Raw genomic sequence first — 16,530 nt, 5'->3', positions numbered from 1 at the left:
TTTGGCCTTTTAATTCTTACGGCTAATTTAACAAATGTTTTTAGAAAATACAATTAATCACGCAAAACAAAGCGGTTGGATGGAAGTCATCTGCGGCTCTATGTTTTCTGGGAAAACGGAAGAATTAATCCGAAGACTTCGTCGTGCAGAGATGGCCGGCCAAAGTGTTGAGATTTTTAAACCAAAATTAGATACGAGATACGCCGACGAGGAAGTCGTATCCCACAATCAAAATAAGATTAGAAGCACACCTGTTGAAAGTCCGAACGAAATTTTACTCTTAGGAAGTACCTGCGACGTAGTTGGGATTGACGAAGCACAGTTTTTTGACGAAAGTATTGTAGAAGTCGCTAATAAGCTGGCTAACAGTGGTGTTAGAGTCGTAATTGCCGGACTTGATATGGATTTTATGGGACGCCCTTTCGGTCCGATTCCTAATCTGATGGCAACTGCTGAATATGTGACTAAAGTGCATGCAATTTGCAAGCGAACTGGCAATTTAGCGAATCATTCTATGAGAACATCAGCCAATAAAGATTTGGTACAGCTTGGAGAAACTGACAGTTATGAAGCAGTGAGTAGAAAAGTATTCAACGAGGAATTTCTGAACAGGGAAACTGAATGAATTATACCACAAAACAAATCGCAGAAATAACCGATTCAAAATTAATTGGTGATCCAGATATTCATGTAAAAAATATTGCCTACGACAGTAGAAATATCTATTCCGTGACTGATGCTGCATTTATAGCCATTAATACTCCGAAAAATTCTGGTGAAAAATATATTCAATCTGTTATTGAAAAAGGAATTACCGTAATTATAGCCGAAAACTATTTGCCGCAATTTTCAAATATTACCTGGATAATTGTAGAAGACTCCTTGTCATTTTTGCAAAATTTAGCCAAATATCATCTTCATCAATTTAATCTTAAAACAATTGGCATAACGGGGAGCAATGGGAAAACTATCGTTAAAGAATGGTTATACCAAGCGATGTTTCACGATTACACAACTGTGAAAAGTCCGAAAAGTTTTAATTCTCAATTAGGGCTTCCGCTCTCACTTTTAGAAATAAAACAAAAACATCAGTTGGGAATTTTTGAAGTTGGAATTTCTAAACCCGGCGAAATGCAAGTTTTAGAAGATTTGTTTTCCCCACAAATCGGCATCCTTACTTATATTGGAACTGCACATTCTGTAAACTTTCAGGATGTAAATGAATTAATTGCAGAGAAAATAAAACTGTTTAAACATTCAGAGTTCATCATTTTTAATGGAGATAATTCTCTCGTTAAAAGCGCATTACAGGAGTATTATCCAGAGAAGAGAATGCTTTCTTTTGGGCTTAAAGAACACAACGATTTATGCGTTATAAATAATTGGACTGACCGCTCTCAGGAAATTATTATTCGATATTTTGAGGAAGAAATTTCGATTCCCGTATATCAACGAGATGAAGCAACCATTAGCAATGTGCTCTGCGTAATTGCGGTTTTAAAAGAGTTTGAATTTAGTAATCTTCAAATTATTGAACGGCTAAATTCATTGAAGGCAATAGAAATGCGTCTCGAAAGTGTTGTTGGTGTTAGAAATAATTTAATTATTAATGATTCTTTTAATCTGGATATCGATTCTCTCAAAATTGCTTACCAGAATATAAAAGAATATAATAAATCGCAAAAATGTCTGATTTTGACAGATTTTGTGGAAGGCAAAAACTCTCAGGAGCTTTATGATGAAGTAGCCGAACTCACAAACGATCAGCATTTCAATCAAATATTTCTGGTCGGATCTGAAATTACGCAACTCGAAAGTCTCTTCAAAACCGAGACGCATACCTTCGCTACGACATCTGAACTAATTGATAGTCACCAAATTAATCAAGTAGAAAACCATCTGATATTACTGAAAGGTGCAAGAAAATTTGAAATAGACAAGGTTAAAACATTTTTGGAACTGCAAAAGCACGATACAATTTTAGAAATCAACCTAAATTCTATTTTGCATAATATCAATGTTCATAAACTGCTCTTAAAACCGGAAACCAAGATGATGGCAATGGTAAAAGCCTATTCTTATGGTTTAGGTGGATACGAAATTGCAGAGTTTTTACAGCATCATCATATTGATTATTTAGGTGTTGCGTACGCGGACGAAGGTATAGATCTTCGGAAAAATGGAATCACAACTCCCATCATGGTGATGAATCCTGAACAACACAGTTATAACAGTATAATTGATTTTAATTTAGAACCAGAAATTTACAGTTTTCGGGTGCTGGAACTTTTCAATGACAAACTGCTGCAGAAAGGTATTATGCAGACCTATCCTATTCATATCAAATTAGAAACGGGAATGAATCGCCTTGGCTTTAAAACTGAAGAATTACCGGAGCTTTACAAGAGATTGCAGACGATGAATGTGAAGGTAAAGTCGATATTCAGCCATCTAAGTTCTGCAGATGATGAGGAAGAAAAATTATATACCTTAAAACAAATAGAAATATTTGATGAAAATTCGAAGTATTTAAGTCATCAATTAAGATACGAGCCGATTCGGCATATTTTGAACAGCACAGGAATAGTTAATTATTCAGAATTCCAATTTGATATGGTTAGAATTGGAATCGGAATGGTAGGTATATCTACTGACCCAGAGATTACAAAAAGATTAAAAAGTGCCGTAAGTTTTAAAACGGTTATTTCGCAGATCTCGGAGGTAAAGGCGGGAGAATCGGTAGGTTATAATCGAAAATTTAAAGCAGAAAAAGATACAAAAATTGCTACTATTCCCGTTGGTTATGCAGACGGTATCCCGAGACTTTTAGGGAATAAAGTGGGGTTCGTAGGAGTTCGAAATAATATATTTCCCATCGTGGGGAATGTATGCATGGATATGCTTATGATTGATGTCGGCGAATTTCCCGTTAAAGAGGGCGAAGAAGTCGTTCTATTTAATTCGAACCCAACCATTCAGCAATTTGCAGAATACTGCTCGACAATACCTTACGAAGTTTTAACATCTATATCACGAAGAGTGAAAAGAATTTATATTAAAGATTAAATGAAGAAAATAATTGCACTTTTTTGCATAATAATCCTGAACTTTCAGCTCCAGGCACAAGTAAAAGAAGGATTTAAAGTCCCAAAAAATCCTCGAATCGGACTTTCTCTTGCCGGTGGCGGCGCGAAAGGTTTTGCGCATATCGGCGTTTTAAAAGTTCTGGACTCGCTTGGTGTAAAAATCGATTACATTTCGGGAACGAGTATGGGCGCAATTGTGGGTGGTTTATATGCATCTGGATACACCGGCAAAGAGATAGAAAAGATTGTAATGGACACTGATTTCTACTCTATTATCGCCAACGAAAAAACGCGGCAGGAAACGTCGTTCTTCAACAAAACAGTAGACAAATACATTCTTTCTATTCCTATAAAAGATGGAAAAATTAATGTACTTCCAAAGGCAATTTCGACCGGACAAAAAAATATCTATTTATTGAAAGAGCTTTTCAAAAACGTATCTACGATTAATGATTTTTCTAAGTTACCCATTCCTTTTATGTGTGTGGCTACCAATTTAGAAAGTGGTAAAATGGAAGTTTTTGAAAAAGGAGATTTGGTCTCCGCCATCATGGCAAGTTCCGCATTTCCAGGGCTTATGGATCCTGTAAAAATTGGAGATTCGCTATATATTGACGGTGCTATGACCATTAACTATCCTTCTAAACCACTGAAGGATAAAGGGATAGACGTTGTTATCGGTGTCGATTTAAGTCAAGGACTTGCAGGTAGAAAAAACCTCGAGTCAGCCATATCAATTTTGAATCAGGTTATTGATTTTGGAATTCAGAAAGAAACTAAAAATCAGTATAACTATACGGATATTAATATTCATCCTAATTTAGATGGCTCTGGCGCCACCAGTTATGATGCTAAGAAGGCAATTTTAGACTCCGGCTATGTAGAGGCGCAAAAATATGTGGAAACTTTGTCTTTACTACCTAAAAGAAAACAAGACCTCCTTCGTGCACCGCTGAGTTCTGTTTATTCTAACGTTTATAAAATTGATAGTTTAGCAGTTGATAACAATCACATTTTCCGCAAAAATTACATTCAAGGGAAAATGAATTTAAAGATTCCTTCCCTTCAAACCTATGGAAGTATCAATAAGATGATTGATAAGCTTTATGCTACCAACAATTATCGCTTGGTTAATTATGACATTATCCAAGGCGGCGACCAAAATTACTTGAAATTAGATGTAACGGAAGATGATACCAGATTTTTTCTAAAGTTTGGGCTTCATTACGATGAAATTTTTAAAACTGGATTACTTCTAAATGCAACGGCAAAACGCCTTCTATTTCAAAATTCCACGGTATCATTAGATTTAGTAGTTGGAGATCAGCCACGGTATTATTTTAATTATTTTATCGATAATGGATACATTCCTGGTTTTGGGGTATATGCTTCCGGGATGTCATTGGAATTAAAAGATGAGATTGGGAATACTTACGACCGCTGGAATTGGTTTCGAAGTGAGGCCTTTTTACAGTCAATCTGGCGAGATAAGTTTGCCATTGGAGGTGGTTTAAGTCATGACTATTTCGAATCAAGACCAACTGGGGAATCCGGATATGGTTTGTCTCAGAATTTTCTTAATGCGTACGTCTTTATTAAAACAGATACGCAGGACGACCGCAGTTTCCCCACAAAAGGATTTTTACTTAATGCTGAAGGAAAGCTATTGGACATATTTAATAAGATTAATGACGGGAAAACGCTTCAGTTGAAAGTGAATTCTAAACTCAACTTTCCAATCACGTCTTGGTTAACTTATCGCTTAAGTCTCTTCGGTGGTTTTACTCTCGGTGAGAGCCTTAGTAAGTATTATCAGTACAGGTTAGGAGCGATATTCGATCAGAGTTTAGGGAATTTTACAAGTTTGGGTGGTTATGAGTTTGGTCAAAAAGGCGGAGAAAACTTGCTAAAAAATACAAACGTCTTCCAATTCAATGTCTACAAAAATTATTTCGCGGAAGCTGGTGTAAGTTTAGCGAACGTTTTCGATAATTTGCAAGTTGATGATATTCTACATATCTCAGACTCATCAGCGGAAATTACAGCTGGTTATAAATCCCCATTTGGCCAGATTAAAATTAATTACAGCCACTCATTGCAGGTTAAAAAAGGTTTAGTGAGTGTAATACTTGGACATTGGTTTTAAGATGATGATTAATTTTTTCTTTGAAGATATAGACGCGATAACCATCAATCCTCGATCATCTGAATGGTTGAAGGAAATAATTAATGCTGAAAATAAGAAAGTCGGGAAAATTAATTATATTTTTTGCACGGATGAAGCTTTGCTGAAGGTCAATCAGGATTATTTGAAACACGATTATTACACAGACATTATCACCTTTGATTACGTGAAGGGTAAAACCATCTCGGCTGATATTTTCGTATCTTTGCCCCGCATTTCTGAGAATGCCGAAATTCATTCTAAAAGTTTCTTACAGGAATTCCATAGAGTTCTTGCACATGGAATCCTTCATCTTTGCGGTTATAAAGATAAAACAGAAAATGAAGAAACCGAAATGCGAAGTAAAGAAGACTTTTATTTAAGATTGCTTTCTTTATAACAGGAAATTGTGATCTTGGTATATAAGATGTGATTTCTTTAATGTTTCACGTGAAACATTTTAAACTTAATTTATGATAAACGATATATATGATGTCATTGTTGTCGGCGCAGGTCACGCAGGATCTGAAGCTGCAGCTGCCGCCGCAAATTTAGGATCAAAAACCCTCTTGATTACAATGAACATGCAAACTATAGGACAAATGTCCTGCAACCCAGCGATGGGTGGAATTGCAAAGGGACAAATCGTTCGGGAAATTGATGCAATGGGCGGATATTCGGGCATTGTAGCCGATAAATCGGCGATCCAATTTAAGATGTTAAATCTTTCGAAAGGACCGGCCATGTGGTCACCAAGAACCCAAAATGACAGAATGCTTTTCGCAGAAGAATGGCGCATTACTTTAGAAAACACTCCAAATCTTGATTTTTTTCAAGATATGGTAAAGAGTTTAATTATTGAAAATGGGACTGTTGTTGGTGTTATTACTTCGTTGGGATTGACAATTAAGGCTAAATCTGTTGTTTTGACAAACGGGACCTTCCTGAATGGACTTATCCACGTTGGAGATAAACAACTCGGAGGAGGAAGAATGGGCGAACCACGCGCTGTAGGGATTACAGAGCAACTAATTTCTCTTGGTTTTGAAGCCGGAAGAATGAAAACTGGTACGCCTCCACGCGTAGATGGTAGAACGCTGGATTATTCAAAAATGGAAGAACAAAAAGGGGATGAAAATCCACAGACTTTTTCCTATACCGATACCCCGAAACTCACCAAACAAATGAGCTGTCATATCGTTTATACCAACGAAATTGTACACAATATTTTACGCGAAGGTTTTGATAGAAGCCCCATGTTTAACGGAACAATACAAAGTACGGGACCAAGATATTGTCCCAGTATTGAGGATAAAATAAACAGGTTTGCAGAACGTGAAAGACATCAATTATTTGTAGAGCCAGAAGGTTGGCGAACAGTTGAAATTTATGTAAATGGATTCAGCTCATCATTACCAGAAGACATTCAGATAAAAGCGATGCGTCATGTACCGGGTTTTGCTAATGCCAAGGTATTTCGACCAGGTTACGCCATAGAATATGACTACTTCCCTCCTACCCAACTCTATCATACATTAGAAACCAAATTAATAAATAACCTTTATTTTGCTGGCCAAATTAATGGGACTACTGGCTATGAAGAAGCTGCAGGACAAGGATTGATGGCAGGAATTAATGCCCACAATAAAGTTCACGGTAAAGAAAAATTCACTTTAAACCGTGATGAAGCCTATATCGGTGTTTTAATCGATGATCTTATCACGAAAGGTACAGAAGAACCTTATCGCATGTTTACTTCACGGGCAGAATACCGTTTACTTCTTCGTCAGGATAATGCAGATATTCGGTTAACAGAAAAATCATTTAACATCGGTTTAGCTTCCCAGGAAAGATTGGTTAAAGTTCAAAATAAAATAGAACAAGGTCAAAAATTAGAAAACTTTCTGCGGGATACCTCTTTAAAACCAAATATTATAAATCCCATTTTGGACGAGATCAGTTCCGCACCGGTAGATCAAGCTTATAAATCAGCAACCATCCTCACCCGTCCGAATATGACTTTAGAAAAATTAGAACAGATAGACTTTATAAAGGATTTTACGAAAGAATTTTCTTCCGAGGTTAAAGAACAAGCTGAAATTAATATTAAATATAAAGGATATATTGAGAAAGAAAGAGATAATGTAGCGAAGTTATTGAGGTTGGAAACTATTAAAATCCCTGAAGATTTTAAATACGAAAACTTAAAATCACTTTCTTCTGAAGCCATACAAAAATTAAACAAAGTAAAACCTGCTACCATAGCACAAGCGGGACGTATTAGTGGTGTATCTCCCTCTGATATTAATGTCTTACTAATTTATTTGAAGTAATGTTTCACGTGAAACAATTGTTACCACTTTAACAACGATGAAAATTAAAGATCACTTTCTTACCCAAGAAACTTTCGAAATTATAGAGACTGAAATTTTAGGAATTTGGAAAACACACCCCGTACCTCAAAATATTTCCGTCTATTATGAAAGTGATGATTATATTTCACATCATCAAGATTCCGGAAGTTTTAAAGAGAAAATATATAAGTTTTTACAAAATTTCAATTTAAAATATAAACAAAATATACTTTTGGATTCTGTGAAAAAAGGATCGAAAGTATTGGATTATGGGTGCGGTGCCGGTGAATTTTTAAAGAAAATAGAAAATGACTTTGAACTTTATGGTTTCGAACCTGATGTATCAGCACGGATAATTTCGCAAAAAAAAACCAACTCGATCCAATTCATTTCTTCACTTTCTGATATTGAAGATAATACTTTAGATGCAATAACTTTGTGGCATGTATTTGAACATATAGAAAATCAGGAGGAGATCTTGCAAATTTTCTATAATAAATTAACACCTCATGGTAAATTAATTATTGCAGTTCCCAATCCAACATCATACGACGCAAAAAAGTATAAAGAGTTTTGGGCGGCTTACGATGTACCCAGACACCTATTTCATTTCTCAAAAAACGGAATGATTAAATTAATGAATAATAGATTCTGGAAGGTTAGCAAAATAAAACCCCTCCTACTCGATTCCTATTATATATCTGCATTAAGTGAAAAATACAAAAAATCATCATTAATTTGGCTAAAAGGATTAATCACCGGAACAATTTCCAATTTTAAAGCCTTAAAAACTGGCGAATATTCAAGTTTGATATACATTATCGAAAAAAAATAGTTATTCGATTTTTAATGGTTATATGAAGGTCATTTTTATACAAGTTTAACCAAATAATGGACGAATTTGTTAAAAAATCATAAAAAAAAGTTTCCAATGATATTGGAAACTTTTTATATCATATAATTTTTATAGTTAGTGATTAATTGCTTTTACACCTGGAAGTTCTTTACCTTCCAAACTTTCCAGCATCGCGCCGCCTCCAGTTGAAACATAACTTACTTTGTCATCATATCCAAACTGTTTTACGAAAGCCACACTGTCTCCCCCACCGACTAATGAAAATGCTCCGAGCTGAGTTGCCTCCGCTATGCTTTCACCTAAAGATATAGTTCCTGCGGCAAAATTTGGCATTTCAAATACACCAATTGGTCCGTTCCACAAAATTGTTCGACATTTTAAAATAACATCGTGGAACAATAAACGAGATTTAGTTCCCGCATCTAACCCCATCCAACCTTCCGGTATATCAAAAATATCAACTTCTTTTGTCTCCGCTTCGTTACTGAATTCATCTGCCATAATCACATCTACTGGTAAATGAATATTAACATTCATGACTTTCGCTTTTTCTAAAATTTCTAAAGCTAAACCCAATTTATCTTCTTCTACCAAAGAATTTCCTACTTCGCCACCCAATGCTTTAACAAAGGTAAACGCCATTCCACCACCTATAATAAGATGATCAACTGCAGGCAACATATTTTCTATAATGGTAATTTTAGAAGAAACTTTCGAACCTCCTAAAATTGCAAGAACTGGCTTTTCACCACTTTTCAAAACTTTATCGATCGCTTCTAATTCTTTCGCCATCAATAAACCGAAAAATTTAGTTGAAGGAAAGAATTGAGCTATCACGGCTGTTGAAGCGTGCTCACGATGAGCAGTACCAAATGCATCATTAACATATGCATCTGCATACCCCGCTAATTTCTTTGCGAAATCGACATTTCCTTTTTCTTCTTCTTCGTAAAATCGAACATTTTCCAAAAGGAGAATTTCACCACTTTTTAACTCCGACGTCATATTTTCAGCATCTTCACCCATACAATCTGGGCAAAACTTTACGGAATGTCCTAAAACTTCTTCAATTTCCGGTACAATATTCTTCATCGAAAATTCATCCGAAAACTTTCCTTTCGGTCGTCCAAGATGCGTGAGTAAAATTACAGATCCTCCATCATTCAAAATTTTATCTATGGTTGGTTTCACTGCCTGAATTCTGGTATTGTCGGTTACTTTCAAATCTGCGCTTTGTGGCACATTAAAATCGACACGCACTAAAGCTTTTTTTTCGTTGAAGTCAAAGTCATTAATTGTTTTCATAAAAATTCCCCGTTTTAAGTTCAACAAATTTAGCATTAATTCTCGCTCCTAAAAATTATTTTGATTTTAAAATTCCACAACTCCTCTTAACTCATACTCTCAACATTAATTCTCTTTTTATAAATAAAGAGATTGAGTAGTGTTGTTGTAGGTATCGAAGTTGCGGAGAACTTTATTGTGTTTTTTTAATCACATGTAGTTCCTCTTTTTGCGATTGTTTATCCATATCATAAAATGTTGGTTAATAGATAAATAGCGTATTTGCTAACAATTGTTGGTAATAGTTTATCTCGTTAAATATGAATAACTGCTTTATTGGGAACTTCGGCAGTTAACCTCAGGAAATTTTTGAAAGATAAAAGTGAGCGGTTCGATTAATTAGTTCAGTATGGAAATTTTTCTGAACTTGAAAGAGAAGCTTTTATAAACTTACCAACACGAATTATTGATCCTATCCACAGGTTATTAGATTACTTTTCGTTTTTTCTTCAATTTAGAAAGTTTTACCATTTTCAAAGTAAAATAATAATACCGATAAAATTGTATTTATATTTTTAATCTTAAATTTGTCTTGGTTCTACAGTTAACCTCTAATTACCACCAATGAAAAAAATAGCAATTGCGTCTGATCACGCAGGTTTCAAGTATAAAGAAATTATAAAGAAGCACTTGTCAGATAAGTTTATAATTGAAGATTTCGGGACTTTTTCAGAAGACTCCGTAGATTACCCTGATTTTGTACATCCTTCCGCTACATCTGTGGCAAATGGAGCAAATGAATTTGGTATTTTGATTTGTGGTAGTGGAAATGGAGTACAAATGACCGCTAATAAACATTCGGAAATTCGCTGCGCCCTGTGCTGGATGCCTGAATTGGCAGAACTAGCGCGCAAGCACAATAATGCAAATATGATTGCTCTCCCAGCAAGATTTATTGCCAGCGAACTTGCTATAGATATTGTGAACCAATTCCTATCCACCGAATTCGAAGGAGGAAGACATCAAAACAGAGTGCAGAAAATCAGCGCCTGTTAATTCGTTACAAATAAATACAACGCTACTCAATGCAGAAAAAGAACAAATATATATCGGCAAAAAACGATCATAAATTACAGGAAATCGGCCGGTTGATTTTAGGTTTTATGAACAATAATTCCAGTAAAATCTACAATTATAAGCAGATTTCTGATGGTATTGATTACAAAAATCCTCGCCAACGTGAGATGGTTATTCAATCTATACATAAGCTCCTTTCTGATCAACGGATTAAAGAAGTTGAAAAAGGAAAGTATATCATTAATTTGAAGATTGAAGGTACATTAACTGGTGTTATAGATTTTAATCAGACCGGAAATGCCTATGTAAAAGTTGAAGGCATGGATGATGATATCTTCATTCACTCGAAAAATGTAAAAGACGCCTTGCAGGGAGATACTGTTTTAATAGTGACTTACCATTTTAAAGGCAGAAAAGTCGAAGGTTCTGTTCTTGAAGTTATGGAGCGGAGCCGAACGGAATTTGTCGGAACTTTTCAATTTATAAAGCACAAAGATTTTGGTTTCGTGGTCGGTGATAAAAAGAGAATTAATACCGATATTTTTGTACCCAAAGGTAAAATCGGCGGTGCGCAAGATGGCGATAAAGTCGTTGTGAAAATGACCGACTGGAAAGCCGGCGAGAAAAATCCGGAAGGAGAAATTATAACAGTTCTGGGTCCTCCAGGAGAACACGAAACAGAAATTCATTCTATTTTAGCAGAGTACGGACTTCCGTATACTTTCCCGGAAGAAGTTGAAAAAGAAGCAGATGGTTTAGACCGAACCATTAGACCAGAAGAAGTTGCAAAAAGACGGGATATGCGGGAAATATGCACTTTTACAATCGATCCGAAAGATGCAAAAGATTTCGATGACGCCTTATCTATTCAGAAATTAGAAAACGGAAATTGGGAAATTGGAGTTCATATTGCCGATGTTTCACATTATGTAATTCCCGGAACCATCATTGATGACGAAGCATATGACCGCGCAACATCAGTTTATTTGGTTGATCGCGTAGTACCAATGTTACCGGAGGTTTTAAGTAATGATGTATGTTCGCTTCGTCCAAATGAAGATAAATATACCTTTTCTGCAGTTTTTGAAATTACAGATTCTGCCGAAGTAAAGAACGAATGGTTTGGACGCACTGTTATTCATTCAGACCGTAAATTTGCGTACGAAGAGGCGCAAGAGAGAATTGAAACCAAAGAAGGTGAATTAGCAGAAGAAATATTGACTTTAGACAGACTCGCTAAAATATTGAGAAAAGAACGCATCGAAAACGGGGCAATTACCTTTGACCGCAGTGAAGTTCGTTTTAATCTTGATGATAAAGGGGAGCCCATCGGCGTCTATTTTAAAGTAAGCAAAGATTCCAATCATCTCATAGAAGAGTTTATGTTATTGGCAAATCGTAAAGTTTCGGAATTTATTTCCCTAAACAAAAAAGGCGTTCCCACCGGAAATACATTTATTTACCGTGTTCATGATGATCCAACTCCCGAGAAATTGGAAGCACTTCGGGATTTTGTAGGTACTTTTGGTTACCAGATGAATCTTGCGAATACCAAGAAAGTTGCAGAATCCATCAATAAATTATTGAAAGATGTCCAAGGCAAAGGCGAGGAAAATATGATTGAGACTTTGGCCATGCGATCCATGAGCAAAGCGGTTTACTCCACAGACCCAATCGGTCACTATGGATTAGGCTTTGAATATTATTCCCACTTTACTTCACCTATCCGTCGGTATCCTGATTTAATTGCACACCGTTTACTTCAGCATTATTTAGATGGTGGAAAATCGCCACAAAAAGAGGAATATGAAGTAAAATCAAAACATTGCAGTGCGATGGAAAGATTAGCGTCCGATGCGGAACGTGATTCTATCAAATTCATGCAGGTGAAATTTATGGAGAAACATTTAGGTGAAGAATTTACAGGCGTAATTTCCGGTGTAGCAGATTTTGGTTTTTGGGTCCAAATTCCAGAAAATGGAGCGGAAGGACTTATTAAATTGCGCGATTTAATGGATGATTCTTATACCTACGATGCTAAAAATCATTTGGTAGAAGGCAGCAAAACGGGTAATCAATATCAGCTTGGCGATAAAGTAACGATTAAAGTGATGAAAGCCAATCTCATTCAGAAGCAGTTAGATTTTAAAATTATTGAGCCCCAAAACGTATAAGTACAGGACTTCACTTTTAAATTTCCTTAGAAAATAAGATTGTTTTCTAAATAAAAATTAATGTTAGAACTAATCCTTTCAGCTGTCGGTTTAGGAATTATGCTCAGTCTGGTTTTTATCGGTCCGATTTTCTTCCTCCTTATTGAAACCAGCTTCTCGCGTGGTCCAAAGCATGCATTTACTTTAGATTTAGGTGTTGTCTTGGCGGATATTATTTGTATTGTGGCCTCCTATTTTGCAAGTGGAGATTTGGTTGAAATCATTGATAAACATCCTGGATTTTACAGAATAACGGCGTTTATCGTCTTTATTTATGCGTTGTTTATGATCGTTTCCAAAACAAAAATGCACCTGGCCGGCGAAGAAAAACTCATCAATCAAAACTATTTTAAAACATTTTTAAATGGATTTTTCTTTAATATTTTAAATATCGGTGTTGTATTATTTTGGTTGGTTACGGTAATTTCTGTAAGAAATGCCTATCCCGAGACTGAAGATTTTCTATTATATATGGGCCTCGTAGTGGGAACTTATTTATTTATTGATTTTTTCAAAATATACTTAGCAAAAATTTTCCATGATAAATTAACCCAGCATTTGGCTAATAAAATTCGCAGAATGGTCGGATTTGTTTTAGTTGCTTTCAGTATATTTATTTTCTTACAAAGTTTTAAAAAGTTTAATTCCTTTGATAAAAAATTAGAAGAAGCGGAGCGAATCGAAAAAAAGCATATACGGTAATGAACAGTATTATTTTTCCTAAAGCCCTTAAAAAAGGAGATAAAATTGCAATCGTATCACCTGCAGGAATGGTCACAGAAAACCAGCTGGAGAAGGGGATTGCTCTAATTCGAAAAAAAGGCTTTGAGCCGATTGTAGGGAAAAACCTTTATACAAGATATAACCACGGTTACAATTACGCTGGTACCGAAAAAGAACGAATATCTGATCTTAACTGGGCATTTAATGACGAGGAAATTACAGCGGTATGGGCCTCTCGAGGTGGATACGGATGTCAGCATTTACTGAGGCACCTGCAACTTTCTAAATTTAAGAAAAACCCAAAATGGTACGTTGGATATTCCGATAACACCGCCATCCAAAGTTTTCTTTGTAAAAATAATGTTGCCTCGATTCATGGGCAGACCATTAAAACATCAAGTTTTGGCGTTTCTGGGGATAGTTATGATTTGATTTTCGACATGATGCAGGGAGCAAAACCGCTGTATAAAATTGATAAACATCCCTTAAATAAATCAGGAAGTGCAGAAGGCCAATTAATCGGCGGAAATTTAGCATTAATCTACGCTTTATTAGGGACGCCTTACTCATTTAAGTTCAAGAATAGCATTCTTTTTATTGAAGATATCGGAGAAAAATATTATGCGCTGGATCGTATGCTAATGAGCCTAGAACTTGCGGGAGTCTTTCGGAAAATTAAAGGTTTAATTATTGGCGGAATGATCAACATGGGCGAGGAAATCGATAATAAAAATTATGAGAACAGTTTTGATGATTTTTCTTACGAGATTATCGCTGAAAGGATAAAGAAATATAATTTTCCGACGATATTTGCATTTCCGAATGGTCATATTTTTGATAACCGACCCTTGTTAATAGGAGCACAAGTAAAAATTAAAATTTCGGATAAAGTGAGCGTACAGTTTTAAAAGATATTTCATGGCAGAGCACAACGATTTCGGGAATCTTGCAGAGCAATTGGCCACCTCTTTTTTAGAGGAAAAAGGGTATAAAATTCTTTGTAGAAATTACAGATATCAGCGGGCAGAAATTGATATTATTGCTTTTTTTATGAACCAGATTATTATTGTAGAAGTTAAAGCCCGTGGAACTGATCTTTTTATTGCACCTGAAGAAGCAGTCACCAAAACGAAAATAAAATCACTTGTATTAGCGGCGGATCAATATATGAAACAAAATGATTTCCCGCAGGAAGTACGTTTTGATATCATCAGCGTTCTCCCGGACCAAAGAGGGAAATTAAAAATTACTCATTTAGAAGATGCATTTCAGAGTTTTGATGCTAATTAATATATAAATAATTCAAATGAAAACAGCGTTAATTACCGGTGCCACCTCTGGCATTGGGAAAGCAACAGCAGAATTGCTGGCAAAGCAAAATTATAGACTAATACTTTGTGGTCGTAGAACAGAAGTTTTAGACCGATTAAAATCTGCATTATCACAGATTACCGAAGTTTTTAGTTTAAACTTTGATCAGCGTCATTTACGAGAAGTAAGAGCTGCATTTGAAGCATTGCCCGAAGATTGGAAAGCTATTGATGTTCTGGTCAATAACGCCGGAAATGCCCACGGCCTAGATTCGTTGGCAGACGGAAATACCGATGACTGGGACGCAATGATCGATGGAAATGTAAAAGGGCTTTTATATGTTTCGAAAATGATTATTCCTGGAATGATAAAAAGGCAGACAGGCCATATTGTAAATATTTCCTCCGTTGCTGCACGACAGACTTATGCGAATGGAGTAGTCTATTGTGCCTCGAAAAAAGCAGTAGATGTCATATCAGAAGGTATGCGCCTTGAACTTACTGAACATGGTATTAAAATCACCAATATTCAGCCTGGTGCGGTGGAGACAGACTTTTCTTCCGTGCGTTTTAAAGGTGATGAAGAGAGAGCTAAAACTGTTTATCAGGGTTACGAAGCTTTAAAAGCGATCGATATTGCTGATGCAATCGCTTATTGTATAAATGCTCCAAAACATGTGAGTATTTCTGATCTAACGATATTTCCCGCAGCCCAAAGTGAACCCAGAACAATTCACAGAAAATAGGTACCGTATTATGTCTTATTATTATTAAAACATGAAAATTCTCCATCTTGAAACTTCTTCCCGAAATTGTTCCGTCGCTATCTCTGATGGTGAGCACTTGATTTCTCTCTGCGAAGAAGTTTCTGAAAATTACAAGCAGTCCGAAAGTCTACACGTTTTTGTACAGTGGGTTTTAGAAGGTGCGAAACTTACTTTAGAAGATATCGATGCTATCTCACTTGGAAAAGGTCCCGGATCTTACACGGGTTTGCGGATTGGATCATCTTCGGCGAAAGGATTTTGTTATGGGCTAAATGTTCCGCTTATCGCGACCAATTCCTTGGAAACGATGATCGAACCCTTTTTAAATGAAGGATATGATCTCATAATTCCCTTAATCGATGCACGGAGAATGGAAGTGTACGCTGCAGTTTTTGATGGTACTTCTGGAAATCTGCTTGTGGAGACAGAAGCTAAAATATTAGATGACCAATCTTTTAACGAGTATCCCGGTAAAAAAATTCTTTTTGTAGGTGATGGTTCAAATAAAGCTCAGGATATCTTACAAAGTACCGACGCCGTCTTTAAAGCAGATGTTTTTCCCAGCGCAAAATACTTAATAAAGAAAGCGGTCGAAAAATTTAAACAAAAAGAATTTGAAGATGTTGCCTATTTCGAACCTTTTTATTTAAAAGAGTTTCAAGGCGTAAAAAAGAAAAAAAGCGAAGGTTAATCTTC

14 protein-coding genes are annotated in these 16,530 nt (G+C 35.9%); 13 read left to right on the top strand and 1 reads right to left on the bottom strand.

What is annotated here, in order from left to right; genetic code table 11:
* Positions 1 to 34: 34 nt before the first annotated feature.
* From LC814_RS08915 to LC814_RS08890, 6 genes are all read left to right on the top strand, one after another.
* Complete coding sequence (locus tag LC814_RS08915; protein ID WP_226063586.1) at positions 35 to 625, top strand: thymidine kinase; 591 nt, start codon at positions 35 to 37, stop codon at positions 623 to 625.
* Positions 622 to 3,066, top strand: a complete 2,445-nt coding sequence (locus tag LC814_RS08910) for a bifunctional UDP-N-acetylmuramoyl-tripeptide:D-alanyl-D-alanine ligase/alanine racemase (RefSeq protein WP_226063585.1) — start codon at positions 622 to 624, stop codon at positions 3,064 to 3,066. Before LC814_RS08915 ends, LC814_RS08910 begins: the two co-directional genes overlap by 4 nt.
* Positions 3,067 to 5,232 carry a patatin-like phospholipase family protein gene (locus LC814_RS08905; RefSeq protein ID WP_226063584.1) on the top strand — a complete coding sequence of 722 codons (2,166 nt, stop codon included), beginning with the start codon at positions 3,067 to 3,069 and terminating at the stop codon, positions 5,230 to 5,232.
* 4 nt (positions 5,233 to 5,236) lie between these two features.
* On the top strand, positions 5,237 to 5,650 hold the full coding sequence (gene ybeY, locus LC814_RS08900) for an rRNA maturation RNase YbeY (protein ID WP_226065800.1): 414 nt from the start codon (positions 5,237 to 5,239) through the stop codon (positions 5,648 to 5,650).
* Positions 5,651 to 5,723: 73 nt separating this feature from the next.
* The gene (gene mnmG, locus LC814_RS08895; protein ID WP_226063583.1) at positions 5,724 to 7,583 is read left to right on the top strand and encodes a tRNA uridine-5-carboxymethylaminomethyl(34) synthesis enzyme MnmG; all 1,860 of its coding nucleotides are present in this window, start codon (positions 5,724 to 5,726) and stop codon (positions 7,581 to 7,583) included.
* Positions 7,584 to 7,620: 37 nt separating this feature from the next.
* Complete coding sequence (locus tag LC814_RS08890; protein WP_226063582.1) at positions 7,621 to 8,439, top strand: class I SAM-dependent methyltransferase; 819 nt, start codon at positions 7,621 to 7,623, stop codon at positions 8,437 to 8,439.
* A gap of 135 nt (positions 8,440 to 8,574) precedes the next feature.
* Here LC814_RS08890 and LC814_RS08885 read toward each other — a convergent pair whose 3' ends face one another.
* Positions 8,575 to 9,765, bottom strand: a complete 1,191-nt coding sequence (locus tag LC814_RS08885) for a phosphoglycerate kinase (RefSeq protein ID WP_226063581.1) — start codon at positions 9,763 to 9,765, stop codon at positions 8,575 to 8,577.
* Positions 9,766 to 10,368: 603 nt separating this feature from the next.
* Between LC814_RS08885 and rpiB the strand changes: the two genes are divergently transcribed.
* From rpiB to tsaB, 7 genes are read left to right on the top strand one after another with little or no spacing between them, the layout of a single operon-like run.
* Positions 10,369 to 10,800, top strand: coding sequence for a ribose 5-phosphate isomerase B (rpiB, locus tag LC814_RS08880; RefSeq protein WP_226063580.1), 432 nt, complete (start codon positions 10,369 to 10,371; stop codon positions 10,798 to 10,800).
* A 29-nt stretch (positions 10,801 to 10,829) separates the two neighbouring features.
* Positions 10,830 to 12,995 carry a ribonuclease R gene (gene rnr / locus LC814_RS08875; protein ID WP_226063579.1) on the top strand — a complete coding sequence of 722 codons (2,166 nt, stop codon included), beginning with the start codon at positions 10,830 to 10,832 and terminating at the stop codon, positions 12,993 to 12,995.
* 60 nt (positions 12,996 to 13,055) lie between these two features.
* Positions 13,056 to 13,736 carry a LysE family translocator gene (locus LC814_RS08870; protein WP_226063578.1) on the top strand — a complete coding sequence of 227 codons (681 nt, stop codon included), beginning with the start codon at positions 13,056 to 13,058 and terminating at the stop codon, positions 13,734 to 13,736.
* Complete coding sequence (locus tag LC814_RS08865) at positions 13,736 to 14,665, top strand: S66 peptidase family protein (protein ID WP_226063577.1); 930 nt, start codon at positions 13,736 to 13,738, stop codon at positions 14,663 to 14,665. Before LC814_RS08870 ends, LC814_RS08865 begins: the two co-directional genes overlap by 1 nt.
* A gap of 10 nt (positions 14,666 to 14,675) precedes the next feature.
* Positions 14,676 to 15,047, top strand: coding sequence for a YraN family protein (locus LC814_RS08860; RefSeq protein ID WP_226063576.1), 372 nt, complete (start codon positions 14,676 to 14,678; stop codon positions 15,045 to 15,047).
* Positions 15,048 to 15,063: 16 nt separating this feature from the next.
* Positions 15,064 to 15,813: an SDR family NAD(P)-dependent oxidoreductase gene (locus tag LC814_RS08855; protein ID WP_226063575.1), complete on the top strand. Its 750-nt coding sequence runs from the start codon at positions 15,064 to 15,066 to the stop codon at positions 15,811 to 15,813.
* Between the two features lie 31 nt (positions 15,814 to 15,844).
* Complete coding sequence (gene tsaB, locus LC814_RS08850; RefSeq protein ID WP_226063574.1) at positions 15,845 to 16,525, top strand: tRNA (adenosine(37)-N6)-threonylcarbamoyltransferase complex dimerization subunit type 1 TsaB; 681 nt, start codon at positions 15,845 to 15,847, stop codon at positions 16,523 to 16,525.
* The last annotated feature ends 5 nt before the right edge of the window (positions 16,526 to 16,530 follow it).

This window comes from Kaistella polysaccharea (genome assembly GCF_020410745.1).
Classification (GTDB): domain Bacteria; phylum Bacteroidota; class Bacteroidia; order Flavobacteriales; family Weeksellaceae; genus Kaistella; species Kaistella polysaccharea.
This window is presented reverse-complemented; position numbering and strand designations above follow the sequence as displayed.

Bases quoted from the DNA above. Each gene is read 5' to 3' on its own strand.
- LC814_RS08915 (WP_226063586.1), top strand. From the start codon at position 35: ATGTTTTTAGAAAATACAATTAATCACGCAAAACAAAGCGGTTGGATG.
- LC814_RS08910 (WP_226063585.1), top strand. From the start codon at position 622: ATGAATTATACCACAAAACAAATCGCAGAAATAACCGATTCAAAATTA.
- LC814_RS08905 (WP_226063584.1), top strand. From the start codon at position 3,067: ATGAAGAAAATAATTGCACTTTTTTGCATAATAATCCTGAACTTTCAG.
- ybeY (WP_226065800.1), top strand. From the start codon at position 5,237: ATGATTAATTTTTTCTTTGAAGATATAGACGCGATAACCATCAATCCT.
- mnmG (WP_226063583.1), top strand. From the start codon at position 5,724: ATGATAAACGATATATATGATGTCATTGTTGTCGGCGCAGGTCACGCA.
- LC814_RS08890 (WP_226063582.1), top strand. From the start codon at position 7,621: ATGAAAATTAAAGATCACTTTCTTACCCAAGAAACTTTCGAAATTATA.
- LC814_RS08885 (WP_226063581.1), bottom strand. From the start codon at position 9,765: ATGAAAACAATTAATGACTTTGACTTCAACGAAAAAAAAGCTTTAGTG.
- rpiB (WP_226063580.1), top strand. From the start codon at position 10,369: ATGAAAAAAATAGCAATTGCGTCTGATCACGCAGGTTTCAAGTATAAA.
- rnr (WP_226063579.1), top strand. From the start codon at position 10,830: ATGCAGAAAAAGAACAAATATATATCGGCAAAAAACGATCATAAATTA.
- LC814_RS08870 (WP_226063578.1), top strand. From the start codon at position 13,056: ATGTTAGAACTAATCCTTTCAGCTGTCGGTTTAGGAATTATGCTCAGT.
- LC814_RS08865 (WP_226063577.1), top strand. From the start codon at position 13,736: ATGAACAGTATTATTTTTCCTAAAGCCCTTAAAAAAGGAGATAAAATT.
- LC814_RS08860 (WP_226063576.1), top strand. From the start codon at position 14,676: ATGGCAGAGCACAACGATTTCGGGAATCTTGCAGAGCAATTGGCCACC.
- LC814_RS08855 (WP_226063575.1), top strand. From the start codon at position 15,064: ATGAAAACAGCGTTAATTACCGGTGCCACCTCTGGCATTGGGAAAGCA.
- tsaB (WP_226063574.1), top strand. From the start codon at position 15,845: ATGAAAATTCTCCATCTTGAAACTTCTTCCCGAAATTGTTCCGTCGCT.